Origin of the sequence: Pseudomonas putida NBRC 14164 (assembly GCF_000412675.1) — a bacterium.
Classification (GTDB): domain Bacteria; phylum Pseudomonadota; class Gammaproteobacteria; order Pseudomonadales; family Pseudomonadaceae; genus Aquipseudomonas; species Aquipseudomonas putida.
On record NC_021505.1, the window covers coordinates 2,478,971 to 2,492,681 of the forward strand.

12 protein-coding genes are annotated in these 13,711 nt (G+C 62.9%); 8 read left to right on the forward strand and 4 right to left on the reverse strand.

Features of this window, described 5'->3' with window-relative positions:
- Positions 1–26 precede the first annotated feature (26 nt).
- The gene (locus PP4_RS11070) at positions 27–512 is read right to left on the reverse strand and encodes a flavin reductase family protein (RefSeq protein ID WP_016499264.1); all 486 of its coding nucleotides are present in this window, start codon (positions 510–512) and stop codon (positions 27–29) included.
- A 317-nt stretch (positions 513–829) separates the two neighbouring features.
- Here PP4_RS11070 and PP4_RS11075 point away from each other — a divergent pair, with 317 nt between their 5' ends.
- Positions 830–2,236, forward strand: coding sequence for a purine-cytosine permease family protein (locus PP4_RS11075; RefSeq protein WP_016499265.1), 1,407 nt, complete (start codon positions 830–832; stop codon positions 2,234–2,236).
- A gap of 151 nt (positions 2,237–2,387) precedes the next feature.
- Here the strand turns inward: PP4_RS11075 and PP4_RS11080 are convergent, their stop codons facing one another.
- The gene (locus PP4_RS11080) at positions 2,388–4,013 is read right to left on the reverse strand and encodes a methyl-accepting chemotaxis protein (RefSeq protein ID WP_016499266.1); all 1,626 of its coding nucleotides are present in this window, start codon (positions 4,011–4,013) and stop codon (positions 2,388–2,390) included.
- A 228-nt stretch (positions 4,014–4,241) separates the two neighbouring features.
- Positions 4,242–5,441 (reverse strand): NAD(P)/FAD-dependent oxidoreductase, encoded by a 1,200-nt coding sequence (locus PP4_RS11085; RefSeq protein WP_016499267.1) that lies wholly within the window; start codon positions 5,439–5,441, stop codon positions 4,242–4,244.
- A 547-nt stretch (positions 5,442–5,988) separates the two neighbouring features.
- Here PP4_RS11085 and PP4_RS11095 point away from each other — a divergent pair.
- Together PP4_RS11095 and PP4_RS11100 are read left to right on the forward strand one after the other, a co-directional pair.
- Positions 5,989–7,368 carry an NAD(P)-binding domain-containing protein gene (locus tag PP4_RS11095; RefSeq protein ID WP_016499269.1) on the forward strand — a complete coding sequence of 460 codons (1,380 nt, stop codon included), beginning with the start codon at positions 5,989–5,991 and terminating at the stop codon, positions 7,366–7,368.
- A 107-nt stretch (positions 7,369–7,475) separates the two neighbouring features.
- Positions 7,476–8,015: an RrF2 family transcriptional regulator gene (locus PP4_RS11100; protein ID WP_016499270.1), complete on the forward strand. Its 540-nt coding sequence runs from the start codon at positions 7,476–7,478 to the stop codon at positions 8,013–8,015.
- A gap of 127 nt (positions 8,016–8,142) precedes the next feature.
- Here PP4_RS11100 and PP4_RS11105 read toward each other — a convergent pair whose 3' ends face one another.
- Positions 8,143–9,054 (reverse strand): AraC family transcriptional regulator, encoded by a 912-nt coding sequence (locus PP4_RS11105; RefSeq protein ID WP_016499271.1) that lies wholly within the window; start codon positions 9,052–9,054, stop codon positions 8,143–8,145.
- A 102-nt stretch (positions 9,055–9,156) separates the two neighbouring features.
- Here PP4_RS11105 and PP4_RS11110 point away from each other — a divergent pair, with 102 nt between their 5' ends.
- The 5 genes from PP4_RS11110 to PP4_RS11130 all read left to right on the forward strand — a co-directional run bounded on the left by PP4_RS11110 (position 9,157) and on the right by PP4_RS11130 (position 13,646).
- Positions 9,157–9,717: a carboxymuconolactone decarboxylase family protein gene (locus PP4_RS11110; protein WP_016499272.1), complete on the forward strand. Its 561-nt coding sequence runs from the start codon at positions 9,157–9,159 to the stop codon at positions 9,715–9,717.
- Between the two features lie 99 nt (positions 9,718–9,816).
- Positions 9,817–10,881 (forward strand): acyl-CoA dehydrogenase family protein, encoded by a 1,065-nt coding sequence (locus PP4_RS11115; RefSeq protein ID WP_016499273.1) that lies wholly within the window; start codon positions 9,817–9,819, stop codon positions 10,879–10,881.
- Positions 10,878–11,699, forward strand: coding sequence for an ABC transporter ATP-binding protein (locus PP4_RS11120; RefSeq protein WP_016499274.1), 822 nt, complete (start codon positions 10,878–10,880; stop codon positions 11,697–11,699). Before PP4_RS11115 ends, PP4_RS11120 begins: the two co-directional genes overlap by 4 nt.
- Positions 11,686–12,891 (forward strand): ABC transporter substrate-binding protein, encoded by a 1,206-nt coding sequence (locus PP4_RS11125; RefSeq protein ID WP_016499275.1) that lies wholly within the window; start codon positions 11,686–11,688, stop codon positions 12,889–12,891. Before PP4_RS11120 ends, PP4_RS11125 begins: the two co-directional genes overlap by 14 nt.
- Positions 12,891–13,646 carry an ABC transporter permease gene (locus PP4_RS11130; RefSeq protein WP_016499276.1) on the forward strand — a complete coding sequence of 252 codons (756 nt, stop codon included), beginning with the start codon at positions 12,891–12,893 and terminating at the stop codon, positions 13,644–13,646. Before PP4_RS11125 ends, PP4_RS11130 begins: the two co-directional genes overlap by 1 nt.
- Positions 13,647–13,711: the final 65 nt, after the last annotated feature.

Below are 13,711 nucleotides of genomic sequence, written 5' to 3' on the forward strand. Positions count from 1 at the left end.
CCAGTGGTCACGATTCAGAATAGGCTTCAGGCAAAGGCGGGCAGGCTGGCCATCTTGCCGCGGCAGTACACCATCGGCCGTGGCGCTTCTTCGGGCACGATCAGGTTATGCACCTTGCCGACCATGATGGCGTGGTCGCCACCTTCATATTCACGCCACAGTTCGCATTCGATGACAGCGGTGGCACCGGCCAGGATCGGGTTGCCCAGTTGGCTCATGGACCACTCGATACCGCTGGCCTTGTCCTTGCCCTTCTTGGCAAACGCATAGGCTTCGGCTTGCTGTTCACCGGACAGCAGGTGAATGGCGAAGCGCTTCTGCTTGATGAGCACCGGGTAGGAGTCGGAGGTGTAGTTGGGGCAGAACAGCACCAGCGGCGGGTCCATCGACAGGGAGGAGAAGGCGCTGGCGGTCAGGCCGACAACCGAGCCGTCGTCGTCCAGGGTTGTGATGACGGTAACGCCGGACGGGAAGGAGCCCAGGACGTTCTTGTAGACGGTTGCGTCGATCATCGGGAGTACCTCTAAAAGGCTGCGGTGGTCCGCGGTTTTTATCGTTGATGTGTCTGATGGTATACCGTAATACCTATTTTGCAAGCGGAATTTTCAAGCATGGGTATTGCGCGATGAACGGCGCTAAGCCACGTAGGCCGTGGCTTAGCGCGGTGAGGCGGTTTGTAGAAGGGGTTTCCAAAGCAGATCAGTGGACGCTTTTTCGTGCGGATCAGTGTTGTCAAAAGTTTGGAATACCATAATATGGTCCGCAGCTGAGAGGCCGCCTAGACGCGGTTTCCTTACAAAGATAAAAACGACCTTTCGAGCTGAATCCTATGTCCCAACCGTCATCGCAACACCAGTTTGTCGAGAATCACACGGTCGATTACGTTCCGCCTGCCGAGCGCCACGGGAAGGCGCGCGACCTGTTCACCCTCTGGTTCAGTACCAACATTGCGCCATTGCCTATCGTTACCGGCGCCATGGTGGTCCAGGTGTTCCACCTGAACCTGTTGTGGGGGCTGATCGCCATTGTGCTGGGCCATCTGGTCGGGGGTGTGGTCATCGCCCTGGCCTCTGCGCAGGGACCGCAGCTGGGCATTCCACAGATGGTGCAAAGCCGTGGCCAGTTCGGCCGCTACGGCGCCTTGCTGATCGTGTTCTTCACCGCACTGATCTATGTCGGCTTCTTTATTTCCAACATCGTCCTGGCGGGCAAGACCATTCACGGCATTGCCCCGAGCATGCCAATGCCGGGCGCGATCGTGATCGGTGCCCTGAGCGCCACGGCCATTGGCGTGATCGGCTACCGCTTCATCCATGTCCTGAACCGCATCGGTACCTGGGTGATGGGCTCTGCGCTGCTGGCGGGGTTCATCATGATGTTCGCCCAGGAGCTGCCGGCAGACTTCTTCAGCCGTGGTGCATTCAATCTGTCGGGCTTTATCGCCACCGTGTCGCTGGGCACCATCTGGCAGATCAGCTTCTCGCCGTACACGTCCGACTATTCGCGTTACCTGCCGCGTGAAGTGGGCATTGCCAGGCCGTTCTGGGCCACGTACTTCGGCGCGACCCTGGGCACCATCCTGTGCTTCAGCTTTGGTGCCGTGGCGGTGCTGTGCGTGCCGGAAGGTACCGACGCCATGGACGCGGTCAAGCAGGCCACCGGCTGGCTGGGCCCGATCCTGATGGTGCTGTTCCTGCTCAACATCATCAGCCACAACGCCCTCAACCTGTATGGCGCGGTGCTGTCGATCGTCACCGCGATCCAGACCTTCATCGCCGAATGGACGCCGAGCATCAAGGTGCGGGTGATGCTGGCCACGGTGATTCTGGTGGGCTGCGGGATGGTTGCACTGAACGCCTCGGCGGACTTCATCGGCCACTTCATCGGCCTGATCCTGGCGCTGCTGCTGGTACTGGTGCCGTGGGCTTCGATCAACCTGATCGACTTCTACCTGATCAAGAAAGGCCAGTACGACATCGCTTCGATCTTCAGTGCTGACGGCGGCATCTATGGCCGCTTCAACCACCACGCGATCATTGCTTATGCTTGCGGCATCGTGGTGCAGCTGCCGTTTGCCAATACGGCGCTGTATGTGGGGCCGTATTCGAACATTGTCGAAGGGGCGGACTTGTCCTGGCTGTTCGGGCTGCTGGTGACGGTGCCCTTGTATTACTGCCTGGCGACCCGCGGCAAGGCTGCCGAGCAGGCGGGGCGGGTTGTGAGTGTCAACGACTGACAGATTGACGGTGCTGTAACAGGGGCTGCGCTGCAGCCCATCGCCGGCAAGCCAGCTCCCACAGTGATGGCGTACCCTTCAAGGGCAACGTAGAACCTGTGGGAGCTGGCTTGCCGGCGATGGGCCGCAGGGCGGCCCCGGCTGTATCCGATCAAACCTTGAACTGTGCCACCATGCCATTCAGGTCCACTGCCAACCGCGACAGGTCCTGCGCCGCCGCACTGGTCTGGTTGGCCCCGGCCGACGTCTGCATCGCCAAGTCGCGAATGTTCACCAAATTGCGGTCCACTTCGCGCGCCACCTGCGCCTGCTCCTCCGAAGCACTGGCAATCACCAAGTTGCGCTGGTTGATCGAGGCAATCGCCTCGGCAATCACTTCCAATGCCTGACCGGCGCCCTGTGCCACTTCCAGCGTGCCCGTCGCACGTCCCTGGCTGCTGTGCATCGCGGTCACGGCCCGCTCGGTACCGTTCTGGATACCGGCGATCATCTGCTCGATCTCGGCGGTCGACTGCTGGGTGCGGTGGGCGAGGGCGCGGACTTCGTCGGCGACCACGGCAAAGCCACGGCCCGCCTCGCCGGCGCGCGCGGCCTCGATGGCGGCGTTCAGTGCCAGCAGGTTGGTCTGCCCGGCAATTGCGCCGATCACATCCAGCACGCGGCTGATCTCATTGGCATTGCTGGCCAGCTGTTCGATTTCGGCCGAGGTACCTGTCACGTCGGCCACCAGGTGCTGGATGGAGGCCAGTGCCTGGTTGACCCGGTCACGGCCATCGCGGGTGGTCTGGTCGGCGCCTTTCGAGGCATCGGCGGTGCTGACCGCATTGTTGGCCACTTCCTCGACCGCGGCGGTCATCTGGTTGACGGCCGTGGCGGCCTGGTCGATTTCGGCACTCTGCTGGTGCAGCCCGCGGCTGGTGTCTTCGGTGACCGTGTGCAGTTCTTCCGAGGCCGAAGCCAGCTGGTCGGACGACGCAGCGATCTTGCGCAAGGTGTCACGCAGGCTTTCCTGCATGCGGCCCAGGGCGCGCAACAGCATGGCGGGCTCGTCGCGGCCGGTAACGCTGATTTCGCGTGTGAGGTCGCCGGTGGCTACGCGTTCGGCGACAGCCACGGCATCGGCCAGCGGCACCACGATGCTGCGGGTGAGCACGGTGGCAATGGCGGCCAGGGCAACCATGATCACCAGCAATGAGACGATGATGGCAGTGAACGCTTCGTCGGCCACATCGCTGCTGCGCTGCGAGGCCTCTTCGGCACCTTTGCTGTTATAGGCGATCAGCGCGGTCAGGGCCTTCATCATGGTGTCGGCGCGCTGCGTGAGCGGGCCGCTTATCTGCTGCTTGGCCTCGTCCATGCGGCCTGCCGCAATGTCCTGCAGCACGCTCACCTGCAGGTCAAGGTACTGTTGGTGCGCCTCATCGAAGGTATTGAACAGGGCGCGGTCGTCGGCGGCGATGATGGTGTCGGCGTAGTCTTTCAACCCGTCCTTGAGCTCGGCATTGATGCCATCGAGCATCTGCAGGTTGCGGGAACGTTCGGCGGGGTTGTCGTCCAGTGCGGCGCGCAGGGTGACGGCGCGGGCGCGCCCGAGGTTGCTGCTGATCTCACCCAGCGCTACCACGGCGGGCATCCAGGTGACTCGGATTTCGTCGGTGGCCTTGTCCATCTGGCGGGTTTCGTAAAGTGCGGTAAGGCCCATGACCAGGACCAGGATGCCCAACAGGGCGAATACGCCGGCAGCACGAATGCCGATCTTCAAATTCCTTAACTGCATGGAATGCTCCTTGACGGTGGCGTGCAGGCGTCAGGAGCTGGCTGCAAAGCCGGGACACCGAGGTGGCGCCAGGCTCTTGATGCACTGCGGGTTAGTAGATTTTTCTCACCCTCTTGCATGGTTTTTCTTCGAATGATGCCATATGGCCATCATTATTGAACAGTCATCCAATGTAACGAAATAATTGACAAAACCGCCATTTTTGACGGTTTTGTCAGGTTTTTAACATCAAGCGATCGGAATCATCGGGTCGGCAGCAGCCAGCGCCAAGCTCCGGTCGGCTGCCGGCGGGTAGATCCACACCGAGTTGATCTGACGCTTCAGTTCCTTGCCTTCCTGGCCCTGCAGTTTCAATTCTCGCTCCCAACCTTCGCTGTACGCCGCGCCCCACTCACCCAGGTCGAGGCAGGTGACGTACTTGGGCTGGCGGTACACCACAGGTGCCACTCCAAGCAGGTCGGCCATGGCGTTGTTGCCACTGTGGCGACCCATCGGGATGGCGTGCTGGCAGGTCATCAGGGCGTGGTTGCCAACGTCGTCGACAGCAGCCCAGGCGGTATCGCCGGTCGCATAGATGTGGTCCTGGCCAATTACCTTGAGGTGCCCGTCGACCTTGAGCCGACCGAAGTTGTCACGCTCGCCGGCAACCTGCGCGGTCAGCGGGCTGGCCTTGACGCCGACGGTCCAGATCACGGTATTGCTGGCGATGTATTCGCCGTTGTCCAGGGTTACGCCACCGGCGTCGACAGCCACCACCGAGGTGCCAGTCAACCACTGCACGCCAGCAACCTGCGAGGCGGCAACAATCGACGGCTTGATGCCTGCACCCAATGCCGCGCCGATGCTGGCGCCACGGTCTACCAGCAGCACCTGCACATCGGCGTCTGCGAGGATGGCGCGCAGCCGGGCGGGCATTTCGGTGGCCGTTTCGATGCCGGTGAAACCACCGCCGCAGACCACCACGGTATTACGGGCAGGTGAAGCGGGCAGGGCGGCCAGGCCCGTCAGATGCTGCTCGAGGCGTACGGCCGACTCCATCTTGTCGACGTCGAAGGTGTGCTCGGCCAGGCCCGGGACTGCCGGGCGCGCTACCTGACTGCCAGCGGCAAGGATGAGGCGGTCGTAGCTGATCTGCTGGCGCTGGCCTTGGCTGTCGATGTAGCTCACGGTGCGCGCATCGGCGTCGATGGCTTCGGCGTTACCGGTGATGAAGTGCACGCCCACTGCATTGAACAGCTCACCTACGGGGGCCTTCAACGTGTGTGCGTTGGCCTCGTAGAAGCGCGGGCGGATGTGCAGTTCCGCTTGCGGCGCGAGCACGCTGATGCTCAGGTCGTCGCGCTGGGCCTGGTCGAGTAGCCGGGCGGCGCTCAGGGCGCTCCACACACCGGCAAAGCCGGCACCGATGATCAGGATGTTGGATTTCATGCAGGTGCTCCGCAGAGGTCGGGGATGAAAAGGTGGCTTCGATCACACGATAGGTGCTGCTCGAATAACTACGACTCTATTGGTCGTAGTTTGTCTCTGCAAGTTTTTTTTCATCATTGCGATGAGGCGAGCCCCAGGACGAGCGTACGCAAAGGCCGTATTTCGTGCTGCCGTGACTGCCGCGGCCAGGGCCGCAAACCTTGCTATCCCCACCCCCATCCGTTATAGATAAAAAAGAAACCATAAAGAAAAGAGGCCATTTCAGCCCCCCATGCACGAGATCACACGTATCTTCCGCCCCTCAGGCCCCCATTTTGCGCCCTGCGCAGATGGATACGGGCCCGCCCCCATGACCCTCTCTCCGCTTTCGAGCCTGTACCACGTGTTGTCGATCCCACCGGTCAAGCTCCTGCTGACCCAGATGCGCAAACGCCCCGTCCCTCCACCTGCACCGTAGCGCCTGAATTCTCTATCACCCCCGGTCTTTTGCCGTTCGGGGTTGGAGAGCCTTTGCATTTTTTCAGCGTTCAACTGTTCAGGAATCACTATGACTCTTCGTGTCGCTATCATCGGTGCCGGCCCGTCCGGCCTTGCGCAACTGCGTGCCTTCCAATCCGCCCATGCCCAGGGCGCACCCATGCCCGAAATCGTATGCTTCGAAAAGCAGGCCGACTGGGGCGGTATGTGGAACTACACCTGGCGCACCGGCCTCGACCAGCATGGCGAGCCGGTGCACGGCAGCATGTACCGCTACCTGTGGTCCAACGGCCCCAAGGAATGCCTGGAGTTCGCCGACTACAGCTTCGATGAGCACTTTGGCCGGCCGATTTCCTCGTACCCGCCGCGCGAGGTGCTGTGGGACTACATCCAGGGCCGCGTGAAGAAGGCCGGGGTGCGCGACTACATTCGCTTCAATACTGCGGTCAAGAACGTCACCTTTGATGAAAACACCCGCGAGTTCACCGTCAGTGCCCACGACTACAGCGCGGGGCTTGGCATCGAGCAGGTGTTCGATTACGTGGTAGTGGCCAGTGGGCACTTCTCTACCCCGCACGTGCCGGAGTTTGAAGGGTTCGAGCGTTTCACCGGCCGTATCCTGCATGCCCACGACTTCCGCGAAGCGATGGAATTCAACGGCCAGGACCTGCTTATCGTTGGCAGCAGCTACTCGGCCGAAGACATTGGCTCGCAGTGCTACAAGTACGGCGCGCGCTCGATCACCACGGCTTACCGTACCCAACCGATGGGCTACAAATGGCCCAAGGGCTGGGAAGAGCGCCCGCAACTGGTGCGCGTCGAAAACGACCTGGCGTTTTTCGCCGATGGCTCGAACAAGCGCGTGGATGCGATCATCCTGTGCACGGGCTACCAGCATCACTTCCCGTTCCTGCCCGATGAACTCACCCTCAAGACCAACAACCGCCTATGGCCTGCCGGCCTGTACCAAGGCGTGGTGTGGGAGCAGAACCCGCAGTTGCTCTACCTGGGCATGCAGGACCTCTGGTACAGCTTCAACCTGTTTGATGCACAGGCCTGGTTTGCTCGCGACTACATGCTGGGGCGCATCAAGCTGCCGACCAAGGCTGGCATGCAGGCCGACAGCGCGCGCTGGCGCGAGGATGAGGAGCAACTGGCAACCACTGCTTCGATGTATGAATTCCAGGGCCGGTACATCAAGCACCTGATCGATCAGACGGATTACCCGCGCTTCGACATCGATGCGGTGAACCGCATCTTCCTGCAATGGAAGACCGACAAGAAGCACGACATCATGGGCTACCGTGACAAATCCTACCGCTCGGTGATCACCGGCACCCAAGCGGTACCACACCATACCCGCTGGATGCAGGCGATGGACGACTCGCTGCAGGAGTACCTGCGCGAAACGGATGGCAAGCAAGGCGAGGTGAAGGTGCTGCGGGGGTAGCTGCCGGACCGGCCAGCACGATCAGGATGCGTGCAAGCGGGGGGAAGTGTTTTGCCGTACCGACGCTCCCCGCGTATCATTTGCGACAGGGTTGGTCGGAGATTGATATGTCGCTTTACAGTGCTGGCGTCGAATACGGCATCCATTGTTTGCTGTTTCTGGTAGGCGAGGGCGGTGAGAGCCGTGATTCCAGCGTGCGCGACCTGGCCGAGTTGCAGGGCGTGCCGCAGGAATACCTGGCCAAGGTTTTCACCAAGCTGGCACGTGCCGGGTTGGTGGCCGCCACCGAAGGCGTGCGCGGTGGTTTTCGCCTGGCGCGACCGGCGGCTGAAATCAACGTGCTGGATATCGTCAACGCCATCGACGGGCCGAAGAAGATTTTCGATTGCCGCGAGATTCGCGAACGCTGCACGCTGTTCGAGGGCTCGCCGCCCGCTTGGGCGACGGAAGGCACCTGTGCGATTCATGCCGTGATGCTGGGGGCGCAGAAGCGCATGGAAGAAGCGTTGGTGCAGCAGACCATCCTCGATCTGGCGCGGCGTTTCGGGCGCAAGGCCCCGGCCGAGTTCGGCCAACAGGTGAATAGCTGGATGGGTGAGCGGCGCGAGGGTAAAGGTGGCGGGGATATACCGGTCAGCCAGGTCTGAATGTGTTACCTGCACCGGCCTTTTCGCGGGTTCACCCGCTCCCACAGGTACTTCCAGGTCTTCAAAGCTGTGGTGACCCTGTGGGAGCGGGTTCACCCGCGAAGAGGCCGGTACAGGAGCAACGCTTTCAGCGCCCTTCATGCTGGCGCCGATACGCCCCCGGCTGCACCCCCACCGCCTTGGCAAATGCCCGGGTAAACGCTGCCACCGACTGATACCCCACCTGCGCACCCACCTGCTCCACGGTATTCCCCGCCCGCAGCAACTGGCTGGCATGGCGCATGCGCAGCGCCAGCAGCACTTGCCCCGGCGATTGCCCGGCCAGTTCATTGAAACGCTTGAAAAACGCCGACCGCGACAAGCCGGTGCAGGCGGCCATGCTTTCCAGTTTCCAGGCTTGCCCTGGTTGCTCGATCAACTGTTCCAGCAACCCGGCAAATGCCGGCTGGCGGGCGAGGGCGATCAGCCCGCCCAGTGACTGCCCGGCATTGACCTGCTGGCGCAACACGTACAGGAACAACAGGTGCGTCAGCCGCTCCAGCAACGTCTGTGACGGCCCAGCGGTGCGCCGGCATTCTTCCAGAATCAGCTCGAACAGCGCCCGCGCCGCACTGCCAGCGGGGTCTTCGGCGCGCAGCAGGATCCAGTCAGCCAAGCCCTCGACAATCAGCGAGGACAGGCCGGACTGGAAATGGAAGAAGCCGCACACCAGCCCGACGCCGTCGCTGGCCTCGCTGTCCAGTGTCTGCATGGCCTGGCGCGGTTGGGCACAGGCGTCGACCGGGTCCTGATCGCTGGACAATCGGTAGGCAAGGTCGCGCAACAGGAACACGGCATCTCCCTTTTCCAGGCGCACCGCTTGCCGCTGGCCGTCGATGTGCAGCCAGCAATGGCCCTGCACCACCAGGTGGAAACTGGCGCGGCCCATGCCCTGGGTGCTGGCGTGCCAGCCACCGCAGTAGCGGCCGACATGAAACAGGCTGGCATCAAGCTCCAGGCCCTCTAATAACCAATCGACAAGGTGGCTCGACGAAATCATCTAATACAAAGACTCAGGAGCAAGGAAAGGCGACTGATGAATATGGAGGGTAATTCTTATAACCAACAGACTGTAGTGACACCCATCAAAGGAGACCACTCCATGTCCTCGCGCATTACTTTACACACGCTGCAGAGTGCTCCGGAAGCGGCCCGGCCGTTTCTGGAGAATGCCCAGAAGAATTCCGGCTTCATCCCCAACCTGCTGGGCGTGCTGGCCAACGCCCCGGCGGCGCTGGAAACCTACGTGACCGTTTCGACACTCAATGGCAAGTCCGAGCTGAGCCTGGCCGAGCGTGAAGTGGTACAGCTGATTGCCGCCACCCGGCACGGCTGCGACTTCTGTGTGGCCGGCCACACCGCCGTGGCGCTGAACAAGGCCAAGCTGCCGCAGGAAGTAGTCGATGCCCTGCGTGCTCGCGGCGAACTGCCCGATGCCCGTTACGAAACCCTGGCCGCCTTCGCCCGTGAAGTGATCGACACTCGCGGTAACGTCAGCGAAGCCACCTACCTGGCGTTCCGTGAAGCTGGCTTCAGCGAAGGCAACGCGCTGGAAGTGATTCTCGGGGTAAGTCTCGCAACCCTCTGCAACTTTGCTAATGTTTTCGCCCAGACGCCGCTCAATGAAGAGCTTGGCAAGTACCGCTGGCAGCCTTCTGCATAGCCCACGTGTGAGAGCGGCCCTGACGCGGTCGTTGTAGGAGCGGCCTTGTGCCGCGAATGGGCCGCAAAGCGGCCCCGGCGTTCCAAAAGGAGCAAGACCATGCAAGATTGTGCATTTCGACACTGGCTGGATGCCAATGCCGAGGCCATCGACCGGGGCCTGTGCGAACCGCAGCAGGTGCTGGCGCAGATCGCCGAATCACAGCTGTTGCGCATTGGTGTCGACCCGGCCCTGGGCGGCACGGGCGGGCACGTGACCGATGCGGTCGAGGCGATTGCCGCCATCGCCAGTCGCTCGTTGGCCGCAGCCTTCGTCTGCTGGGGCCAGCGTGCCTTTATCGAATATTTGTTGCACAGCCCCAACCAGCCCCTGCGCGAGCGCCTGCTGCCGCGCCTGCTGACCGGCGAACTTGCCGGCGCCACCGGGCTGTCCAACGCCATGAAGTTTTTGTCCGGTATCGAAGCGTTGCAGGTGCGCGGTCGCCCTGCAGGCGATGGCTGGCACCTGGAAGGGCGCCTGCACTGGGTGACCAACCTGCGCAAGAGCGGTTTTGTAGTGGCGGCGGCCATTGAAGACGAAGCCGGTGGTACGCCGTTTGTACTGGCCATTCCTTCCGAGGCCCACGGCCTGGAGCGCTCCGACGACCTGCAACTGATGGGCCTGCAGTCGAGCAATACGGCGGCGCTGGCCTTTCACCAGGTGCCACTGGCGCGTGACTGGCTGCTGCACGAAAATGCCCGCGAATTCCTGCCACGGGTACGCCCGGCATTCCTGGCGCTGCAATGCGGCATGGCCATCGGCCTGGCGCGACGAGCGCTGGACGAGGTTCAGGCGCACCTGCACGGCCGCACCTCTTTCCTCGACGAAGCCCGACAGGTGCTCAGCGAGCGGCTGGAAAACACCGTGAGCGAGCTGAAGCAGGGGCTGCTCGATGGCCGCTTCCAGCAACAGCCGGCCGCCCTGTTCAAGCTGCGCATCATCCTGGCAGAAAGTGCCGCCGACGCGGTGCAGCTGGAGCTGCAGGCCAGTGGTGGCAAGGCCTACCTCAGCGAGTATGGCGAAGGCTTCGCCCGCCGCTGGCGCGAGTCGGCGTTCGTGCCGATCGTGACGCCGAGCCTGGTGCAACTGCGCGCCGAACTGCAACGCCAGGCGGGCGCGGCATGAGTGAAGTGTTGCTCGAAGCTCGCGACATCAGCTTGGGCTACCCGCGCGAGGGTGGCTGGCAGCAGGTGCTGGCGCAGTTCGACCTGCAGTTGGCGCCAGGCGAAGTGGTGAGCATTCTTGGCCCCAGTGGCGTCGGCAAGTCCAGCCTGCTGCGGGTGCTGGCCGGCCTGCAACAGCCCCGCGGCGGCAGTGTCGCCTTGCACGGCCAGGCGCTCCAGGGCCCGCACCCCCGTCTGGCGGTGGCTTTCCAGGACCCGAGCCTGCTGCCCTGGCTGAACCTGGAAAAGAACGTCGCCTTCGGCCTCGACTTTGCCCGCCAGCCCAAGCTGGCCGCTGACGAGCGGCGCGCCCGCATCGACCATGCGATTGCCGCCGTGGGCCTGGCCCACGCCCGTGGCCAGTACCCGGCGCAGTTGTCCGGTGGCATGGCTCAGCGCACCGCACTGGCCCGCTGCCTGGCCCGCCAGCCCGAGGTGCTGCTGCTGGACGAGCCGTTCGGCGCGCTGGATGAAGTGACCCGCGCCGACATGCAGCAACTGCTGCTGCAACTGATCGCCACCCACAACACGGCGGCGGTACTGATCACCCACGATATTGACGAAGCCCTGCTGCTGTCCGACCGGGTCCTGCTACTGGGCAACCACCCAGCGCACATCCTCGGCCAGTGGCACATCGACCTGCCGCAACCGCGCACGCAACGGGTCGAAGAACTGGGCGCCCTGCGCATCGAAATCCTCAAAACCCTTCGGCGGGCAAGCCGCACAGTCGAACCTATCTCAACCCCGTTGCCCTCGGAGGCTGTCCATGTGCATGGATGACTGCTGTTCCTCTTCATCGCGTCGTGATTTTCTCAAGCTCGGTGCCATGCTCACGGCCGCTGGCGCGCTGCCATTGCTCTCGAGCCTGCAAGCCCGTGCCGCTTCCGAGCCGGACGCGCCAGTGCGTATCGGCTACCTGCCAATCACAGACGCCACGCCATTGCTGGTGGCGCATAACAACGGCCTTTTCGAGGCCGAAGGCATCAAGGCCGAGCGCCCGGTGTTGCTGCGCAGCTGGGCGCAGGTGATCGAGGCGTTCATCTCCGGGCAGGTCAACGTGATCCACCTGCTGTCGCCGATGACCGTGTGGGCGCGTTATGGCAGCAAAGTGCCGGCCAAGGTGGTGGCCTGGAACCATGTGGGCGGCTCGGGCCTGACCGTGGCGCCCGATATAAGCGACATGAAACAGCTCGGGGGCAAGACCGTGGCCATCCCGTTCTGGTATTCGATCCATAACGTGGTGTTGCAGCAGATGCTCAACGACAATGGCCTGACGCCTGTGTCGAAGCCTGCCAATGCGCAGTTGGCCGCCAACGAAGTCAACCTGCTGGTGCTGCCACCATCCGACATGCCGCCAGCCTTGGCCAGCAAGCGCATTGCCGGCTATATCGTCGCCGAGCCGTTCAACGCCCTGGCCGAGAACCTCAAGGTTGGCCGCGTGCAGCGGTTTACCGGCGATGTGTGGCGCAACCACGCGTGCTGCGTGGTGTTCATGCATGAGCATGACTTGAACAATCGCCCCGAATGGTCGCAGAAGGTGGTCAACGCCATTGTCAAGGCCCAGCACTGGACCCGCGACCACCGCGCCGAAGCAGCCGCGTTGCTGTCCAAGGCCGGCCCCAACAAGTACACCCCGCACGAGCCCGCGGTGCTGGCCAAGGTACTGGCCCCGGCCGCCGAGGACCGTGCCGGCTACATTGCCAGTGGTGCCATTCGCCATCAGCAGTGGGACGAAAAGCGCATCGACTTCCAGCCATACCCGTTCCCCAGTTACACCGAAGAGCTGGTCAAACGCCTGAAAACCACCCTGATCGAAGGTGATAACGCGTTCCTTGCCGGGCTTGATCCGGCGCAGACCGCCCGCGACCTGGTCGACGATCGCTTCGTGCGCAATGCCATCGCGGCGGTCGGGGGGCCGTCGGTGTTTGGCATCGCTGACAACTTCGAGCGTAGCGAGGAGTTCGCGGTCTGATGCGCACGCATGTCGTACATGCCGGCCTTGGGCTGGCCGGATTGTTGGGTTTGTTGCTGTTGTGGTGGGCTGGCGTTGCCGTGTTCGGCGAGGCCGACGGCCTGTCGGCGCGCTTTTCACCGGCGGCAACCTTGGCCAGCCTGGCCGAGCTGTTGGGGCAGGGCGAGGTTTACGGGCACATCTGGGTCAGCCTCAAGCGCATCCTGGTCGGGTTGCTGCTGGCGCTGCTGATCGGCGTGCCGCTGGGCTTGCTGGTGGGCAGCTACCGGCACCTGGAGGCGGCAACCACCCCGGCGTTCCAGTTTCTGCGCATGATCTCGCCCTTGTCGTGGATGCCGGTGGTGGTGATGTTGATGGGCGTGGGTGACCAGCCGATCTACTTCCTGCTGGCGTTTGCCGCGTTATGGCCGATCTTGCTGAACACCGCGGCGGGCGTCAGGCAGCTGGACCCACGCTGGCTGCAACTGAGCCGCAGCTTGAGCGCCACGCGCTGGGAAACCTTGTGCAAGGTGATCGTGCCGGGGGTGATCGGTCATGTGTTGACCGGCGTGCGCCTGGCCATCGGCATTTTGTGGATCGTGCTGGTGCCGTGCGAAATGCTCGGGGTGAGTGCGGGGTTGGGGTATTTCATCCTCGATACCCGCGACCGGCTGGCGTATTCCGAACTGATGGCGATGGTGCTGCTGATTGGCGTGCTGGGGTTCGTGCTCGATGCCCTGGCGCGTGCGCTGCATCGGCGATGGGTGCATGGCTGAAAGGCCAATGCGGCTGCTTCGCGGGCTCGCCCGCTCCCCCAGGTACATCACCGGCCTTGGGCCTG